Raw genomic sequence first — 13609 nt, forward strand, 5'->3', positions numbered from 1 at the left:
GAGGGAGGCTTCGGCCAGGGTCCCCGCGAAAGTAGTCCTTTCGCGGGCGCCCGGCAGGCGCAGCCCGAACGGTGTTCTGGGAGGGAACTTGTCACAACTCGCCAAAGCCCGCCTGCTTGCCCTGCTGGCGCCCGCCGTCCTGCTCGGCGGCGCGCTCGCGTCGCAATATGTCGGCGGGCTCTACCCGTGCGAGATGTGCTATTGGCAGCGCTGGCCGCATGAGGCGGCGATCGCGCTCGCGCTGCTCGCTTATGGCCTGTCCGGCCAGCCGCGCTGGTCCCGCGCGCTTGTCCTCCTCGCCGCCCTCGCCATCGCGATCTCGGGCGCGATCGGCGTGTTCCATGCCGGCGTCGAATATGGCTGGTGGGAAGGCGTCACGACCTGCTCGCGCGGGCCATCGGCCGCCAGTTCCGAGGATTTGCTGAAGGCGATCATGAACGCGCCGCTGATCCGCTGCGACCAGCCGCAATGGACATTGGGCGGCGTGTCGCTCGCCGGCTTCAACGCCATCTTCTCCTTTGGCGCCGCGATCGCCATCTGGGCGTTGTTGGCGGGAAAGAGGAGAGCGCGATGATCAGGGTGAGTCCACACCCTAGACCCGGCGACAGGAGACCCGATGCCGCGTCGATGCTGCGTGTCGACCAGGCCGGCGAATATGGCGCGACCCGCATCTATGCCGGCCAGCTCGCGGTGATGGGCGACCGCACGCCCGCGGCCCGGATCGTCGCCGGCATGGCGGCGCAGGAGGAAGCGCACCGCGCCCGCTTCGATGCGATGATCGTGGAGCGCGGCGTCCGCCCGACCGCGCTGCAGCCCTTGTGGAACGCCGCCGGCTTCGCGCTTGGCGCCGTCACCGCCGCGATCGGGCCGGAAGCGGCGATGGCGTGCACCGCCGCGATCGAGACCGAGATCGACCGCCATTACGGCAAGCAGCTCGAGGAGCTGGGCGACAGCGATCCCGAACTGTCCGACCGTATCCGCGAATTCCAGGCGGACGAGGTCGCCCACCGCGACCACGCGCTCGCCGCCGGGGCCGAGCGCGCGCCGGCCTATCCGCTGATGTTCCACGCGATCCGGCTCGGCTGCCGCGCCGCGATCGCTCTGTCAAAGCGTATCTAGGGAGTGCCCGCGATGTTGAAGAAGACCCTGTTGGCCGTCGCGCTCGGCGCTCCACTGCTGCTGCCGGCCGGGCCGGCCGAGGCCCAGCGCAACACGAACGAGCAGGTGCTGATCATCTTCGGCAACGACGCCTGCCCGCGCGACACCATCTGCGTCCGCCGCTCGGAAGGCGAGCGCTACCGCATCCCGCAGGAGCTCCGCCGGGTGAAGCCGAGCCCGGAGAACCAGAGCTGGGCCGTGCGCGCGCGCAGCATGGAATATGTCGGCGCCTCGGGCATCAACAGCTGCTCGCCTTCCGGCGCCGCCGGCTGGACCGGCTGCTATCAGCAGATGCTCCGCCAGGCGCGCGAGGAGCGCCGCGCGCGCGAAGCGGGCGAGATTCCGCAGGGGCAGTGAGTCGCGGCTAGGCCGATCGCGCCTTCTGCATCCCGCCGGCGATCCTTCGCGCCAGCGCGCGCGGCGTGAAGCGGATCGATTCGGCCATGATCGCATTCAGCGCGCCGGAGATCTTGACCGCCTGGTTATGCTCGAGCGCCGCGAGCCCGTCGCGCACCACCGCGCTCGACGGGCTGGCAAAGCGCTTGAACAGCTCGCTGTCGGCCATGCCGGCCACGTCCGCGAATTCGGTTCGCGTCGGCCCGGGGCACAGCGCCGCGACCCGGATGCCGTGTCCGCGCACTTCCTCGTGCAGCGCTTCGGAAAAGCTCAGCACGAACGCCTTGGTCGCGTAATAGACCGCCATCCACGGCCCCGGCTGGAAGGCGGCGGTGGAGGCGACGTTGAGGATGCCGCCGCTTTTCCGCGCGATCATGTCCGGCAGCACGCGGTGGCAGAGATCGACAAGCGCGGCGCAGTTGAGCGCGATCATCCGCTGCTGCTCGGCCAGGCCGATGTCCGCGAACGCGCCCCGCGCGCCGAAGCCGGCATTGTTGATCAGCGTCTCGACGCGCAGGCCCCGTTCCGCGACTTCGGTCATCAGCCGCGCGCCCGCGTCCGGCGCCGCCAGGTCCAGCGCGATCGTCTTTACGGATACGTCGTTGCCGCGCTCCAGCTCGACCGCCAGTTCGGCGAGCCGCTCCTGCCGCCTGGCGACCAGCAGCAGGTTGTGCTTCCGCGCCGCCAGCGCCCTGGCAAAGCCCTCGCCCAGCCCTGACGAAGCGCCCGTGATCAGGGTGACGTCCATCCCCGCTCTCCCCCGTTCATTGTGGGTGAAGCTTCACGCGCCTAGGCTTGGCGATCAAGCTGTTTCGGGGTCGCGCATGCGTGTTCTGGTTCTTCTGCTGCCGCTGGCGCTGGGCGGCTGCCTCGTCCGCACCGCCGCTGACGTCGTGACGATGCCGGTCAAGGCGGTCGGCTGGACCGCCGACAAGCTCACCACCAGCCAGTCCGAAGCCGACGAGGAGCGCGGCCGCGAGCTCCGCAAGGAAGACGAGCGCCGCGCCAAGGAGGAAAAGCGCCGCGCGAAGGAGCTGAAGCGCCAGCGCGACCAAATCAGGGCCGACAGCTCGTTCTGATCGGGCGCGGCGGGGCGGGGATGCTTGACCCTCCGCCCGCCTTTGTGCACGTGCGAAGGACCGTGCCCGAGACCCGCGCTCCCAGCTTCCAGGACCTGATCCTCACCCTCCACCGCTATTGGAGCGAGCAGGGCTGCCTGATCCTCCAGCCCTACGACATGGAAATGGGCGCCGGCACTTTCCACACCGCGACGACGCTGCGCGCGCTCGGCCCGGACTCGTGGAACGCCGCCTTCGTCCAGCCCTGCCGCCGCCCCACGGATGGCCGCTATGGCGAGAACCCGAATCGGCTGCAGCATTACTACCAGTATCAGGTGATTCTGAAGCCCAGCCCGCCGAACCTGCAAGACCTGTATCTGGGCAGCCTGAAGGCGATCGGCCTCGATCTCCTCAAGCACGACATCCGCTTCGTCGAGGACGATTGGGAGAGCCCCACGCTCGGTGCCTGGGGGCTGGGCTGGGAAGTCTGGTGCGACGGCATGGAAGTCACCCAGTTCACCTATTTCCAGCAGATGGGCGGCTTCGACTGCAAGCCGGTCGCGGGTGAGCTCACCTATGGGCTCGAGCGGCTGGCCATGTACATCCAGAATGTCGACCGTGTGTACGATCTCGAATTCAACGGCCGCGGCGTCACCTACGGCGACGTGTTCCTCGAAAACGAGATCGAGATGTCGACCTGGAATTTCGAGGTCGCGAACACCGAAGCGCTGTTCGACGGCTTCCGCAAGGCCGCCGCGGAATGCGAGTCCTGCCTCGATCGGAAGCTCCCGATCCCCGCCTATGAACAGGCGATCAAGGCCAGCCACATTTTCAACCTGCTGCAAGCCCGCGGCGTCATCTCGGTGGCCGAACGCCAGGCCTATATGGGCCGCGTCCGCGACCTGGCGAAAGGCGCCTGCGCCAGCTGGATGGAAAAGAACGGATGGGCGGCGTGAGCGGGCCTATCGATCCTCCCCGGGACGGGGAGGGGGACCGCGGCGCGGAGCGCCGTGGTGGAGGGGGCGCGTCCCACTCGCTCCGACGTCCCGAAGTATACGAAGCGCGAAAAGCACGGCGGGAAATGAGCCTGCCCGAAGTGCTCCTCTGGCAGCGCCTGAAGGGCTCGCCGCAAGGCATCGCCTTCCGCAAGCAACACCCGATCGGCCCTTACCGCGCCGACTTCTACTGCGCCGCCACCAAGCTGATCATCGAGGTGGACGGCATCGGTCACGACCTGGGCGATCGGCCAGAACATGATGTATACCGAACCGAGAAGCTGGAGAGGCAAGGGTTTAGCGTAGTTCGCGTACTCGCCAGTGACGTTCTGCATGACCCTGATGCAGTGGCTGATAGCTTGGTCGTGCTCGCGTCCAGCCCCCCTCCACCACCGCTTCGCGGTGGTCCCCCTCCCCGTGAACGGGGAGGATCGTAGTGCCTGATTTTCTCCTGGAGCTCCTCAGCGAAGAAATCCCCGCCCGCATGCAGCCACGGGCGCGGAACGACCTAGCCCGCCTGTTCGAGGCCGAGATCGCCAAAGCCGGCCTGAAGGCCGAACGCATCGAGACCTTCTCGACGCCCCGCCGCCTCGCGCTGATCGCCCGCGGCCTGCCCGACCAGACCGATGCCGTCCGCGACGAGCTGAAAGGCCCGCGCACGTCTGCTCCCCCCCAGGCGCTCGAAGGCTTTCTGCGCAAGACCGGCCTGACCCAGGACCAGCTCACCGAACGTGATGGCGTGTATTACGCGGTCATCGACAAGCCCGGCCGCGCCACCGCCTCGGTGCTGGCCGAGGCCATCCCGGCGATCGTCCGCGCCTTCCCCTGGCCCAAGTCGATGCGCTGGGGCGCCGCCTCGCAATCGACCGAGAGTCTCCGCTGGGTCCGCCCGCTGCACGGTATCGTCGCGCTCTTGGGCGGCGAGATCGTGCCTTTCGAGATCGACGGCATCGCGTCCGGAGCCGAAACCGTCGGCCACCGCTTCCACCACCCCGGCCGCATCACCATCGGCAGTGCCGACGATTACGCGGCGAAGCTGCGCGCCTGCCACGTCCTCGTCGACCATGAGGAACGCGAGGCCATCATCGCCACCGGCGCGACGACAGTGGCCGCCCAGGCCGGCCTCACCCTCGTCCGCGACGAAGCGCTGCTGCGCGAAAATGCCGGCCTGACCGAATGGCCGGTGCCGCTGCTCGGCAGCTTCGACCCCGCCTTCCTGGAGGTCCCACCCGAGGTGATCCAGCTCACCATGGCGACCAACCAGAAATATTTCGCCCTCCTCCAATCCTCCCCTGCATTTGCAGGGGAGGGGGACCGCTCGCCGCAGGCGAGTGGTGGAGGGGCGGACCCCGGCCTTGAGCCGGGGGACGAGCTCAGTCCTCCGCTTCGCTCCGGCCCCTCCACCGCGTTCGGCGGTCCCCCTCCCCAAGCAGAGCTTGGGGAGGACTTGAACCTCGCCCCCGCCTTCATCTGCACCGCGAACGTCGAGCCGCGCGACGGCGGGGCGACAATCGTCGCAGGCAACCAGAAAGTTCTCGCCGCCCGCCTGTCCGACGCGAAATTCTTCTGGGAACAGGACCTGAAGGTCCCGCTGGAGGAGCAGGCGAAAAAGCTCGACCAGATCGTCTTCCACGAAAAGCTCGGGACGATGGCCGACAAGGTCGCGCGCGTCGCCAAGCTCGCGCGCTGGCTGTGCGAGGAAGGCATAATCAAATCCTCCCCTGCGAATGCAGGGGAGGGGGACCATGCGAAGCATGGTGGAGGGGCCCGGAGCGAAGCGGAGGGTGTTTCCGCCCGCTCCGCGGCCGGCCCCTCCACCGCCGGGCTGGCGCCCGGCGGTCCCCCTCCCCTCGACAAGCGAGGGGAGGACTTGGCGCAGTTGGCCTATGATGCCGCCCGCCTCTGCAAGGCCGACCTCGTCACCGGCATGGTCGGCGAGTTTCCCGAGCTGCAGGGCGTGATGGGCGGCTACTACGCGCGCGCCCAGGGCCATCCCGACGCCGTCGCCGACGCGATCCGCGACCACTACAAGCCCGTCGGCCAGGGCGACGACGTGCCCACCGCCCCGGTGACGGTCGCTGTCAGCCTGGCGGACAAGCTGGATACTCTAGCAGCGTATTTCTTCTTAGAAGAGACCCCCACCGGCTCGCGAGATCCGTATGCTCTTCGTAGAGCTGCCCTCTCCCTGATCCGTCTGATCACCGATAACTGGGCTCGCCTTGAGCTCCTGCCTGTCATCGAACGGCAACTCGATCTAGTGCAATCCTCCTTCGAGGAGGCGGAGCGCAGGCGGACAGCTAGATTGAAGGAACAGGCAGGAGTCGATCCGGACACCATCGTCATAACCCTAGGTCGTACGACAAGGCCGCACCCTAAGTCAGGCGTGCCATACGACAGCTCTGCATGGCTTCTCCTCGACTTCTTCGCCGACCGCCTCAAAGTCCAGCAGCGCGAAGCCGGCGTCCGCCATGACCTGATCGACGCGGTGTTCGCATTGGGTGGGGAGGACGATCTTGTCCGCCTGCTCGCCCGTGTCCGCGCGCTTCAGGCGTTCGTCGAGACGGCCGAGGGCGCCGACCTGCTCGCCGGCTATAAGCGCGCGGCGAATATTTTGAAGAAGGAAGGGTGGACCGCCACCACCAGTGCTCCTGCGAAAGCAGGAGCCCAGCAGGGCGCGGTACAGGGTGACCTTGGGCTCCTGCTTTCGCAGGAGCACGCGGGAGATATCCAAGGCATCCCCCAGACCGGCGAGGAAGACCCGTTCGTGATGGCCGAGGATCTGCGCGATGCGATCATGGGCCATGAGAAAACGCTGTCCTACACGCCCGCACCTGAGGAACAGTCGCTGATCGCGGCGCTCGATTCGGCCGAGCCGCGCGCGCGGGCGGCTGTGGAGGCGGAGGATTTCGAGGCGGCGATGGCGGCATTGGCGACCCTGCGCGGACCGGTGGATGCGTTCTTTGAGCACGTGACGGTCAACGACCCGGACCCGGCCAAACGGGCTGCGCGGCTGAACCTGCTCGCACGCATGCGCGATGCCGTCCACCAGGTCGCCGATTTCTCGCGGATAGAAGGGTGACTGCCCTCGCGCGCGTATGAGTGCGACCTTTCGTGAACATTCGGGCCGCTGAACAGGGAATGGGAATGACGCAGTACGTATATCGCTTCGGCGGCGGAGTGTCGGACGGCGGGGCGGGTGACCGGAACCTGCTCGGCGGCAAAGGCGCGAACCTGGCCGAGATGGCGTCGATCGGCCTGCCGGTGCCGCCGGGCTTTACGATCAGCACCGAGATGTGCACCCGCTATTACCAGGAAGGCGAGCATTTCCCGGACAGCCTGAGGGCCGAAGTCGCGAACGGACTCGCCCATATCGAGGGCATCACCGGCAAGACCTTCGGCAACCCCGCCGACCCGCTGCTCGTCTCGGTCCGCTCCGGCGCGCGGGTGTCGATGCCGGGCATGATGGACACGGTGCTGAACCTCGGCCTCAATGACGAGACGGTCGAGGGCCTCGCCGCCACCTCGGGCGACGCGCGCTTCGCCTGGGACAGCTATCGCCGCTTCATCCAGATGTATTCGGATGTGGTGCTGGGCCTTGATCACGGCAGTTTCGAGGAAGCGCTGGAGATCGCCAAGGAAGATCAGGGCCATTTCCTCGACACGGACATGAACGCGGCCGACTGGCAAAAGCTCGTTGGCGAGTACAAGCGCCTCGTCCAGGAACAATGGGGCAAGCCCTTCCCGCAGGACGTGCACGACCAGCTCTGGGGCGCAATCGGCGCGGTGTTCGGCTCGTGGCAGTCGGAGCGCGCCAAGGTCTATCGCCGGCTGAACGACATTCCGGGCGGCTGGGGCACCGCGGTCAACGTCCAGGCGATGGTGTTCGGCAACATGGGCGAGACGTCGGCGACCGGCGTCGCCTTCACCCGCAACCCCTCGACCGGCGAGCGCGCATATTATGGCGAGTTCCTGATCAACGCCCAGGGCGAGGACGTCGTCGCCGGCATCCGCACCCCGCAATATCTGACCCGCGCGGCGCGCGAAGCGGCGGGCGCCAAGCCGGCGTCGATGGAAGAGGCGATGCCGGAAACCTTCGCCGAGCTCGCCCGCGTCTTCGAGCTGCTTGAGACGCATTACCGCGACATGCAGGATATCGAGTTCACCGTCGAGCGCGGCAAGCTCTGGATGCTGCAGACCCGCAACGGCAAGCGCACGGCCAAGGCGGCGCTGAAGATGGCCGTCGACATGGCGCATGAAGGCCTGATCACCGAGGAGCAGGCCGTCGGCCGCGTCGACCCCGCGGCGCTCGACCAACTGCTGCACCCGACGCTCGATCCGGACGCGCCGCGCGACGTGCTGACCAAGGGCCTGCCGGCCTCGCCGGGCGCGGCCTCGGGCGCGGTCGTGTTCGACGCCGACACCGCCGAGAAGCGGGCGGAGCTGGGCGACGCCGTCATCCTGGTCCGGGTCGAAACCAGCCCCGAGGACATTCACGGCATGCATGCGGCGAAGGGCATTCTGACCGCACGCGGCGGCATGACGTCGCACGCGGCGGTGGTCGCTCGCGGCATGGGCCGGCCCTGCGTGTCGGGCGCCGGCACGCTCGCGATCGATGCGAAGGCGAAGCTGTTCCGCGTCGGCGATCGCACGATCAGGGAAGGTGAGACCATCACCATCGACGGCGCGACCGGCGAAGTGATGGCCGGCGAAGTCGCGACCGTGCAGCCGGAGCTTGCCGGCGATTTCGGCACGCTGATGGAATGGGCGGACAAGGTCCGGCGGCTGCGCGTGCGCACCAATGCCGAGACGCCGGCCGATTGCCGCACCGCGCGCGGTTTCGGCGCGGAAGGCATCGGCCTGTGCCGCACCGAGCACATGTTCTTCGATGCGGCGCGCATCACCGCGGTCCGCCAGATGATCCTGGCAACCGACGAGAAGGGCCGGCGCGCCGCGCTGGCGAAGCTGCTGCCGGAGCAGCGCGGCGACTTCGCCGAGATTTTCGAGATCATGGCCGGCCTGCCGGTCACCATCCGCCTGCTCGATCCGCCGCTGCACGAATTCCTGCCGCACGAGGAAGCCGAGTTCGAGGAAGTGGCGCGGGCGACCGGTCTGGGCGTCGAGGCGCTGAAGCGGCGCGCGGCGGAGCTGCACGAGTTCAACCCGATGCTGGGCCATCGCGGCTGCCGCCTCGGCGTCACCTATCCGGAGATCTACGAGATGCAGGCCCGCGCGATCTTCGAGGCCGCGGTCGAGGTGGCGGAGAAGACCGGCGAGGCGCCGATCCCCGAGGTGATGGTACCGCTCGTCGCGACCCGCCGCGAGCTGGAGCTGATGAAGGAGCTGATCGACCGTACCGCCGAGGCTGTGTTCGCCGAAAAAGGCCGGCGGCTCGACTACCTCGTCGGCACGATGATCGAGCTGCCTCGCGCGGCGTTGAAGGCTGGCGAGGTCGCCGAGGTCGGCGCCTTTTTCAGCTTCGGCACCAACGACCTGACGCAGACCACCTTGGGCGTGTCGCGCGACGACGCGGGCCGCTTCCTCACTTCCTATGTCGACAAGGGCATTTTCCTGCGCGACCCGTTCGTCAGCCTCGACGTCGAAGGCGTGGGCGAGCTGATCCGCATCGCCGCCGAGCGGGGCCGGGCGACCAGGCCGGACCTGAAGCTCGGCATCTGCGGCGAGCATGGCGGCGATCCGGCCTCGATCGCGTTTTGCGAGAGCGTACGCCTCGATTACGTCAGCGCCTCGCCCTATCGCGTGCCGATCGCGCGGCTGGCGGCGGCGCAGGCGGCGTTGCGGGGATAGTCAGGGCCGGCGAAGGTCCAGATTGTCGATCGCGGAAGCCGGGCGGTCGCGCGGCGGTAGGTCGGCGCGGTAGCGGGCGTTCTCGCGCTCCAGCTCGCCGATCCGGGCCTCGGCGTCCCGGCGATAGGTCGCGTGGGCTTCTCGCTCGGCGGCCAGCTCGCGCTTCCATCGCCCGCCGCCGGAGCGGGACATCAGCCCCAGCACCCAGCCGAGCACCAAGGTCAGGCCCAGGATCAGCCAGAATTCGGGCGTGAAGCTCACGGCGTCTCTCCCTTACGTTGCGAGGGAGAAACGACCGAAGTCCTGCTGCCGTTCCTTACTTGAAGTTGTCGGCGATCGAGCAGGCCGCGGGGCCCAGGATGACGATGAACAGCACCGGCAGGATGAAGCAGATCAGCGGCACCGTCATGATCGCCGGCAGCCGCGCCGCCTTCTCTTCGGCGCGCATCATCCGCTCGTTGCGGAACTCGGCCGACAGCACCCGCAAGGCCGAGGCGAGCGGCGTGCCGTATTTCTCGGTCTGGATCATGGTCGTGACCACGCCCCGCACCGCGTCCAGGTCGACTCGGGTGGCGAGGTTCTCGAACGCCTGGCGACGCTCGGTCAGGAAGCCCAGCTCGATCGACGTCAGCATGAACTCGTCGCCAAGCTCGGGATAACCCTTGCCCAGCTCCTTCGCGACGCGACCGAAGGCGGCGTCGACGGTCAATCCGGCCTCGGCGCAGATCACCAGCAGGTCGAGCGCGTCGGGCAGGCCCTTGCGGATCGCGTGGCTGCGCTTCGTGATCTTGTTCTTGAGGTAGATGTCAGGCGCCTTGTAGCTGCCGATCAGCGCGGCCGCGGTCACGCCGAAGCGCTTGAACGGGCTCCAGTCGGGCCAGAAGTCGATGCCGTAGATCAGCAGGACCGCGCCCAGGCCGAACACGATCGGCAGCATCATGCGGCCGAAGATCACCGCCACCGCGGCGTCCTTGGAGCGGATGCCGGCCTGCATCAGCTTGATCTGCGCGGCCTTCAGCTGCTCGTCCTGAAGCACCTTCAGCGAGCCCAGGAACGAGCGCATCCGGTCCGTCGTCTCGTTGCGCGCGTTGAGCTTGGCGCGGCGCTTGGTCGAGGCGGTGATGCCCGCCTTCAGCTGCTCGCGCCGGTCGTTCAGCGCCTTGACGCGGCGCGCCATCGGGTCGCGCACGGTCATGATCGCATACAGCGCGACCAGCACCATGAAGGTCGCGACCGCCGAGAGCAGGGTCGCCACCCAGAGGACGTCAACGCCGAGAAGAGTGGGTCCGGTCGATTCCATGGCTCAAATCTCGAAATTGACCATCTTGGCCATGATGAACGCGCCGATGCTCATCCAGATGAGCCCGCCCAGGCCGGCGATCATCAGGCGTTCGTCCTGGAAGAAATTGGCCATGTACTTGTTGTTGATGAACCAGATCAGCCCGAACACGATGAACGGCAGCGAGCCGACGATATAGGCGGACGCCTTGGACTCCGACGACATCGCCTTGATCTTCAGCTTCATCTGCGCGCGCTTCCTGAGCACATCGGCGAGGTTGCCGAGCGTCTCGGCCAGGTTGCCCCCGGTCTCCTTCTGGATCGCGAGCGTGATGCAGAAGAACTGGAATTCGGGAATGCCGAGGCGGTCGGCTGTTTCCTGGAGCGCGACCTCCATTGTCCGCCCGATCTTCATCTTGTCGGTGATGATCCGGAATTCCTCGCCGACCGGGCCCGGAATCTCTGACGCGACCACGCCCAGCGTCTCGGAGATCGGCAGGCCCGCGCGCAGGCCGCGCACCAGCAGGTCGATCGCATCTGGAAAGCGGACGTTGAAGTTCTGGATGCGCTTCTTGATCTTCATGCCGACGATCATGTGCGGCAGGCCGAGCCCGACCATAAGGCCGCCGAACACGCCCAGCAGCGCCGGCGCGCCTTTGCTCAGCAGCAGCGTGCCGACCGCGAAGGCGACGCCGAGGTTCACCAGCACATATTGGCCGACCGACCAGTCCTTGCCGGTCATCGCCAGCCGCTTCTTCAGCAGCGCCGGATTGGGCAGCAGCCGGCCGGCCATGCTGTCCATCCTGGTGTCCTGCGCCGTCGTGATGCGGCGAAGCTTGTCTTCGGCGCTGAGCGCCTTCGGGCCGCCATGGCGCTCGCGCAGTCCTTCCAGCCGCCGCTTCTGCGCCTTCGCGCCGGACGGGCCGGAAAAGGCGAGCAGCAGCATCGCCAGGGTCAGCACCCCGCCGAGCAGCGGAAAGAAGAGCTGCGCCATCGCTACCGCCGCTCCTTAGGCCTTCGCCGGCTTGCCGAGCTTCAGCTTGAACTCGCCGAGCTTGCCGAGCAGCGACTTGCCGGCTTCGCCGGCCGTCTTTTCGGCGTCGTCGGCGGAGGCCGAGATCAGCCGGCCGGCAAGGCCGTGCAGCGCCTGGCCGAGCTTCGCGCCCTTGCCGACCTCGGCAAGCGGCTTGCCGAGCTTGGCCGCCTGCGCCGCCAGCTTCTGGTCATAGGGGATCACGAAGTCGAGCTTGCGCTCGATCGACGCCTCGAAATCCTTCCGGCTGAGTTCGGGCACGCCTGAGGCGGCGACCTTGTTCGCGACCAGGATCACGCTCGCCTGCGGCGCATGGCTCTTGAACCAGGCCAGGAAGCGGATGCAGTCGCGCGCCGCCGCCAGGGTGATCTCGGTGACCAGCACCACGGAGTTCAGGTCCTGGACCAGCATCGGGTGCTGCACCAGCATGTGGCGCGGCAGGTCGATCACGGTGCATTCGAAGCCGGCGCGGATCTCCTCCTGAAGCTGGTAGAAGGCGGAGCCGTCGGTCAGCAGCGGCTGGTTGATCGGCGCTTCGGCCGACAGCACGGCCAGCTTCTCATTCACCCGCACCAGCGCGCGTTCGAGGAACAGCCCGTCGATGCGGCTTGGATTCTCGATTGCGTCGGTCAGACCGCGGCCGGGCTCGAGATCGAGCGCCAGCGCATCGGTGCCGAAATGCACGTCGAGATCGAGAAGCGCCGCCGAGCGTTTGTCCTTCTCGCCGAACAACCAGGCGAGCGAAGCGGCGACGGTCGACGCGCCCGCGCCGCCGCGCGACCCCATCACCGCCATCATCAGGTGCGGCCGATCCTGCTGCGGCTCGAAGCTCTTGGGCGCGTTGAAGACCGCCTGCGCACCGGCGAAAGCGTCGCGCAGCTGGTCCGGATGCAGCGGCTTCAGCAGATAGTCCTGGATGCCGCTGGCGATCAGGTCGCGGTACAGCCGGACATCGTTGGTGACACCGGTTGCGATCACGACCGTGCCCGGTTCGCAGACCTCGGCAAGCGCATTGATGTCGTTCAGCGGGTCGGATGCGTCGGACAGATCGACCAGCAGCACGTTCGGGCTGGCGGCGACCGCCAGGTTCTGGATCGCCGCGCGCAGGCCGCCGCGCACGACCTTTTCCGGCGACCAGCCCATCTCGACGGCGATCGGGCGGATCGCGTCGGCGGCGCTGTCGTCGCTGACATAGGCGACGAACGGATCCCGCAGCGCTGCGGAACGGGTGGGGCTCCAGGGTGCGTTCATGATCAGTTTCCGCCCTTCGTGCTCTCGTTCTTCAGGCCCTTGGTCCCGGTCGGCGCGGTGTCGCGATAGGCGCGGATCGCCTTGCTGGCGGTGGCCGTATCGCCCGCGGCGCCGGCCTCGCGGCCCTGGATCAGGTCCATCGGATCGGCGACCATCGCCGCCAGCGCCGCGTTGCTGGCGCAGCCGTAGTTCGACATCGTCGAGCCGACGAATTCGGGCGACGAGGAGCGGCTCCAGTCCGGGCAGCCCGGCACGCTTGCGCTCGCGCGGCTGACCACGACGCGAACGGTGCCCGCCGCGATCGCGCCCGGCGTGACCGGTGCATTGGCAAGGCTCGACATGCCGCGGCGGCCGAGCAGGGAGTCGACATCGCTGCGCACGCCGATCGCGCCGCTCGGATCGTCGACCGAAACGCGGTCGCCATAGGCAAGGTCGATCGAGCGGAACCAGCCTTCAAGCCGTTCGCGCTCGCCCTGCGCGAGCCGGTCGCCCGCCGAGGCCAGGTCGATCACGTAATCGGTCCGCTGCACGACCGGCTGGTGCACCGATTCGACGCCGCGGTTGACGGTCCCGCAGGCCGACAGCGCCAGCGCGAGGCCGATCAGGGGAAGGGATTTGCGAACCATCGTCATCTC

Annotated in this window: 14 protein-coding genes; 8 read left to right on the top strand and 6 right to left on the bottom strand. The window is 67.8% G+C overall.

Annotated elements, in window-relative coordinates; all coding sequences use genetic code 11:
- Positions 1–88 precede the first annotated feature (88 nt).
- Genes GON01_RS04180 through GON01_RS04190 form a run of 3 tightly spaced genes read left to right on the top strand, consistent with a single transcriptional unit; the run spans position 89 to position 1515 of the window.
- Entirely contained in the window at positions 89–574 is a 486-nt protein-coding gene (locus tag GON01_RS04180) for a disulfide bond formation protein B (RefSeq protein ID WP_157026117.1), read from the top strand.
- A complete protein-coding gene (locus tag GON01_RS04185; protein ID WP_157026118.1) occupies positions 571–1119 on the top strand; it encodes a demethoxyubiquinone hydroxylase family protein in 549 nt (182 codons plus the stop codon). The genes GON01_RS04180 and GON01_RS04185 overlap by 4 nt, the downstream gene beginning before the upstream one ends.
- 12 nt (positions 1120–1131) lie before the next feature.
- Complete coding sequence (locus GON01_RS04190; protein ID WP_157026119.1) at positions 1132–1515, top strand: hypothetical protein; 384 nt, start codon at positions 1132–1134, stop codon at positions 1513–1515.
- Between the two features lie 7 nt (positions 1516–1522).
- Here the strand turns inward: GON01_RS04190 and GON01_RS04195 are convergent, their stop codons facing one another.
- Entirely contained in the window at positions 1523–2302 is a 780-nt protein-coding gene (locus tag GON01_RS04195) for an SDR family NAD(P)-dependent oxidoreductase (protein ID WP_157026120.1), read from the bottom strand.
- Between the two features lie 76 nt (positions 2303–2378).
- Between GON01_RS04195 and GON01_RS04200 the strand changes: the two genes are divergently transcribed.
- The 5 genes from GON01_RS04200 to ppdK all read left to right on the top strand — a co-directional run bounded on the left by GON01_RS04200 (position 2379) and on the right by ppdK (position 9412).
- The gene (locus GON01_RS04200) at positions 2379–2633 is read left to right on the top strand and encodes a hypothetical protein (protein WP_157026121.1); all 255 of its coding nucleotides are present in this window, start codon (positions 2379–2381) and stop codon (positions 2631–2633) included.
- Between the two features lie 95 nt (positions 2634–2728).
- Positions 2729–3568 carry a glycine--tRNA ligase subunit alpha gene (locus GON01_RS04205; RefSeq protein WP_157026459.1) on the top strand — a complete coding sequence of 280 codons (840 nt, stop codon included), beginning with the start codon at positions 2729–2731 and terminating at the stop codon, positions 3566–3568.
- Positions 3556–4044 carry an endonuclease domain-containing protein gene (locus tag GON01_RS04210; RefSeq protein ID WP_157026122.1) on the top strand — a complete coding sequence of 163 codons (489 nt, stop codon included), beginning with the start codon at positions 3556–3558 and terminating at the stop codon, positions 4042–4044. The genes GON01_RS04205 and GON01_RS04210 overlap by 13 nt, the downstream gene beginning before the upstream one ends.
- Positions 4044–6686, top strand: coding sequence for a glycine--tRNA ligase subunit beta (locus tag GON01_RS04215; protein WP_157026123.1), 2643 nt, complete (start codon positions 4044–4046; stop codon positions 6684–6686). The genes GON01_RS04210 and GON01_RS04215 overlap by 1 nt, the downstream gene beginning before the upstream one ends.
- A 65-nt stretch (positions 6687–6751) precedes the next feature.
- Positions 6752–9412: a pyruvate, phosphate dikinase gene (ppdK, locus tag GON01_RS04220; RefSeq protein WP_157026124.1), complete on the top strand. Its 2661-nt coding sequence runs from the start codon at positions 6752–6754 to the stop codon at positions 9410–9412.
- On the opposite strand, the gene GON01_RS04225 is transcribed toward ppdK, so the two are convergent.
- The 5 genes from GON01_RS04225 to GON01_RS04245 are packed head-to-tail and all read right to left on the bottom strand — an operon-like array spanning position 9413 to position 13600.
- Complete coding sequence (locus tag GON01_RS04225; protein ID WP_157026125.1) at positions 9413–9673, bottom strand: hypothetical protein; 261 nt, start codon at positions 9671–9673, stop codon at positions 9413–9415.
- Between the two features lie 55 nt (positions 9674–9728).
- Positions 9729–10712, bottom strand: a complete 984-nt coding sequence (locus GON01_RS04230; RefSeq protein WP_157026126.1) for a type II secretion system F family protein — start codon at positions 10710–10712, stop codon at positions 9729–9731.
- A 3-nt stretch (positions 10713–10715) separates the two neighbouring features.
- Positions 10716–11684: a type II secretion system F family protein gene (locus tag GON01_RS04235; protein ID WP_157026127.1), complete on the bottom strand. Its 969-nt coding sequence runs from the start codon at positions 11682–11684 to the stop codon at positions 10716–10718.
- A gap of 15 nt (positions 11685–11699) precedes the next feature.
- Positions 11700–12974 (bottom strand): AAA family ATPase, encoded by a 1275-nt coding sequence (locus GON01_RS04240; RefSeq protein WP_157026128.1) that lies wholly within the window; start codon positions 12972–12974, stop codon positions 11700–11702.
- Between the two features lie 2 nt (positions 12975–12976).
- Positions 12977–13600 (bottom strand): CpaD family pilus assembly protein, encoded by a 624-nt coding sequence (locus tag GON01_RS04245; protein WP_232328654.1) that lies wholly within the window; start codon positions 13598–13600, stop codon positions 12977–12979.
- Positions 13601–13609: the final 9 nt, after the last annotated feature.

The organism is Sphingomonas horti (assembly GCF_009753715.1).
GTDB classification, from domain to species: Bacteria; Pseudomonadota; Alphaproteobacteria; order Sphingomonadales; family Sphingomonadaceae; genus Sphingomonas_B; species Sphingomonas_B horti.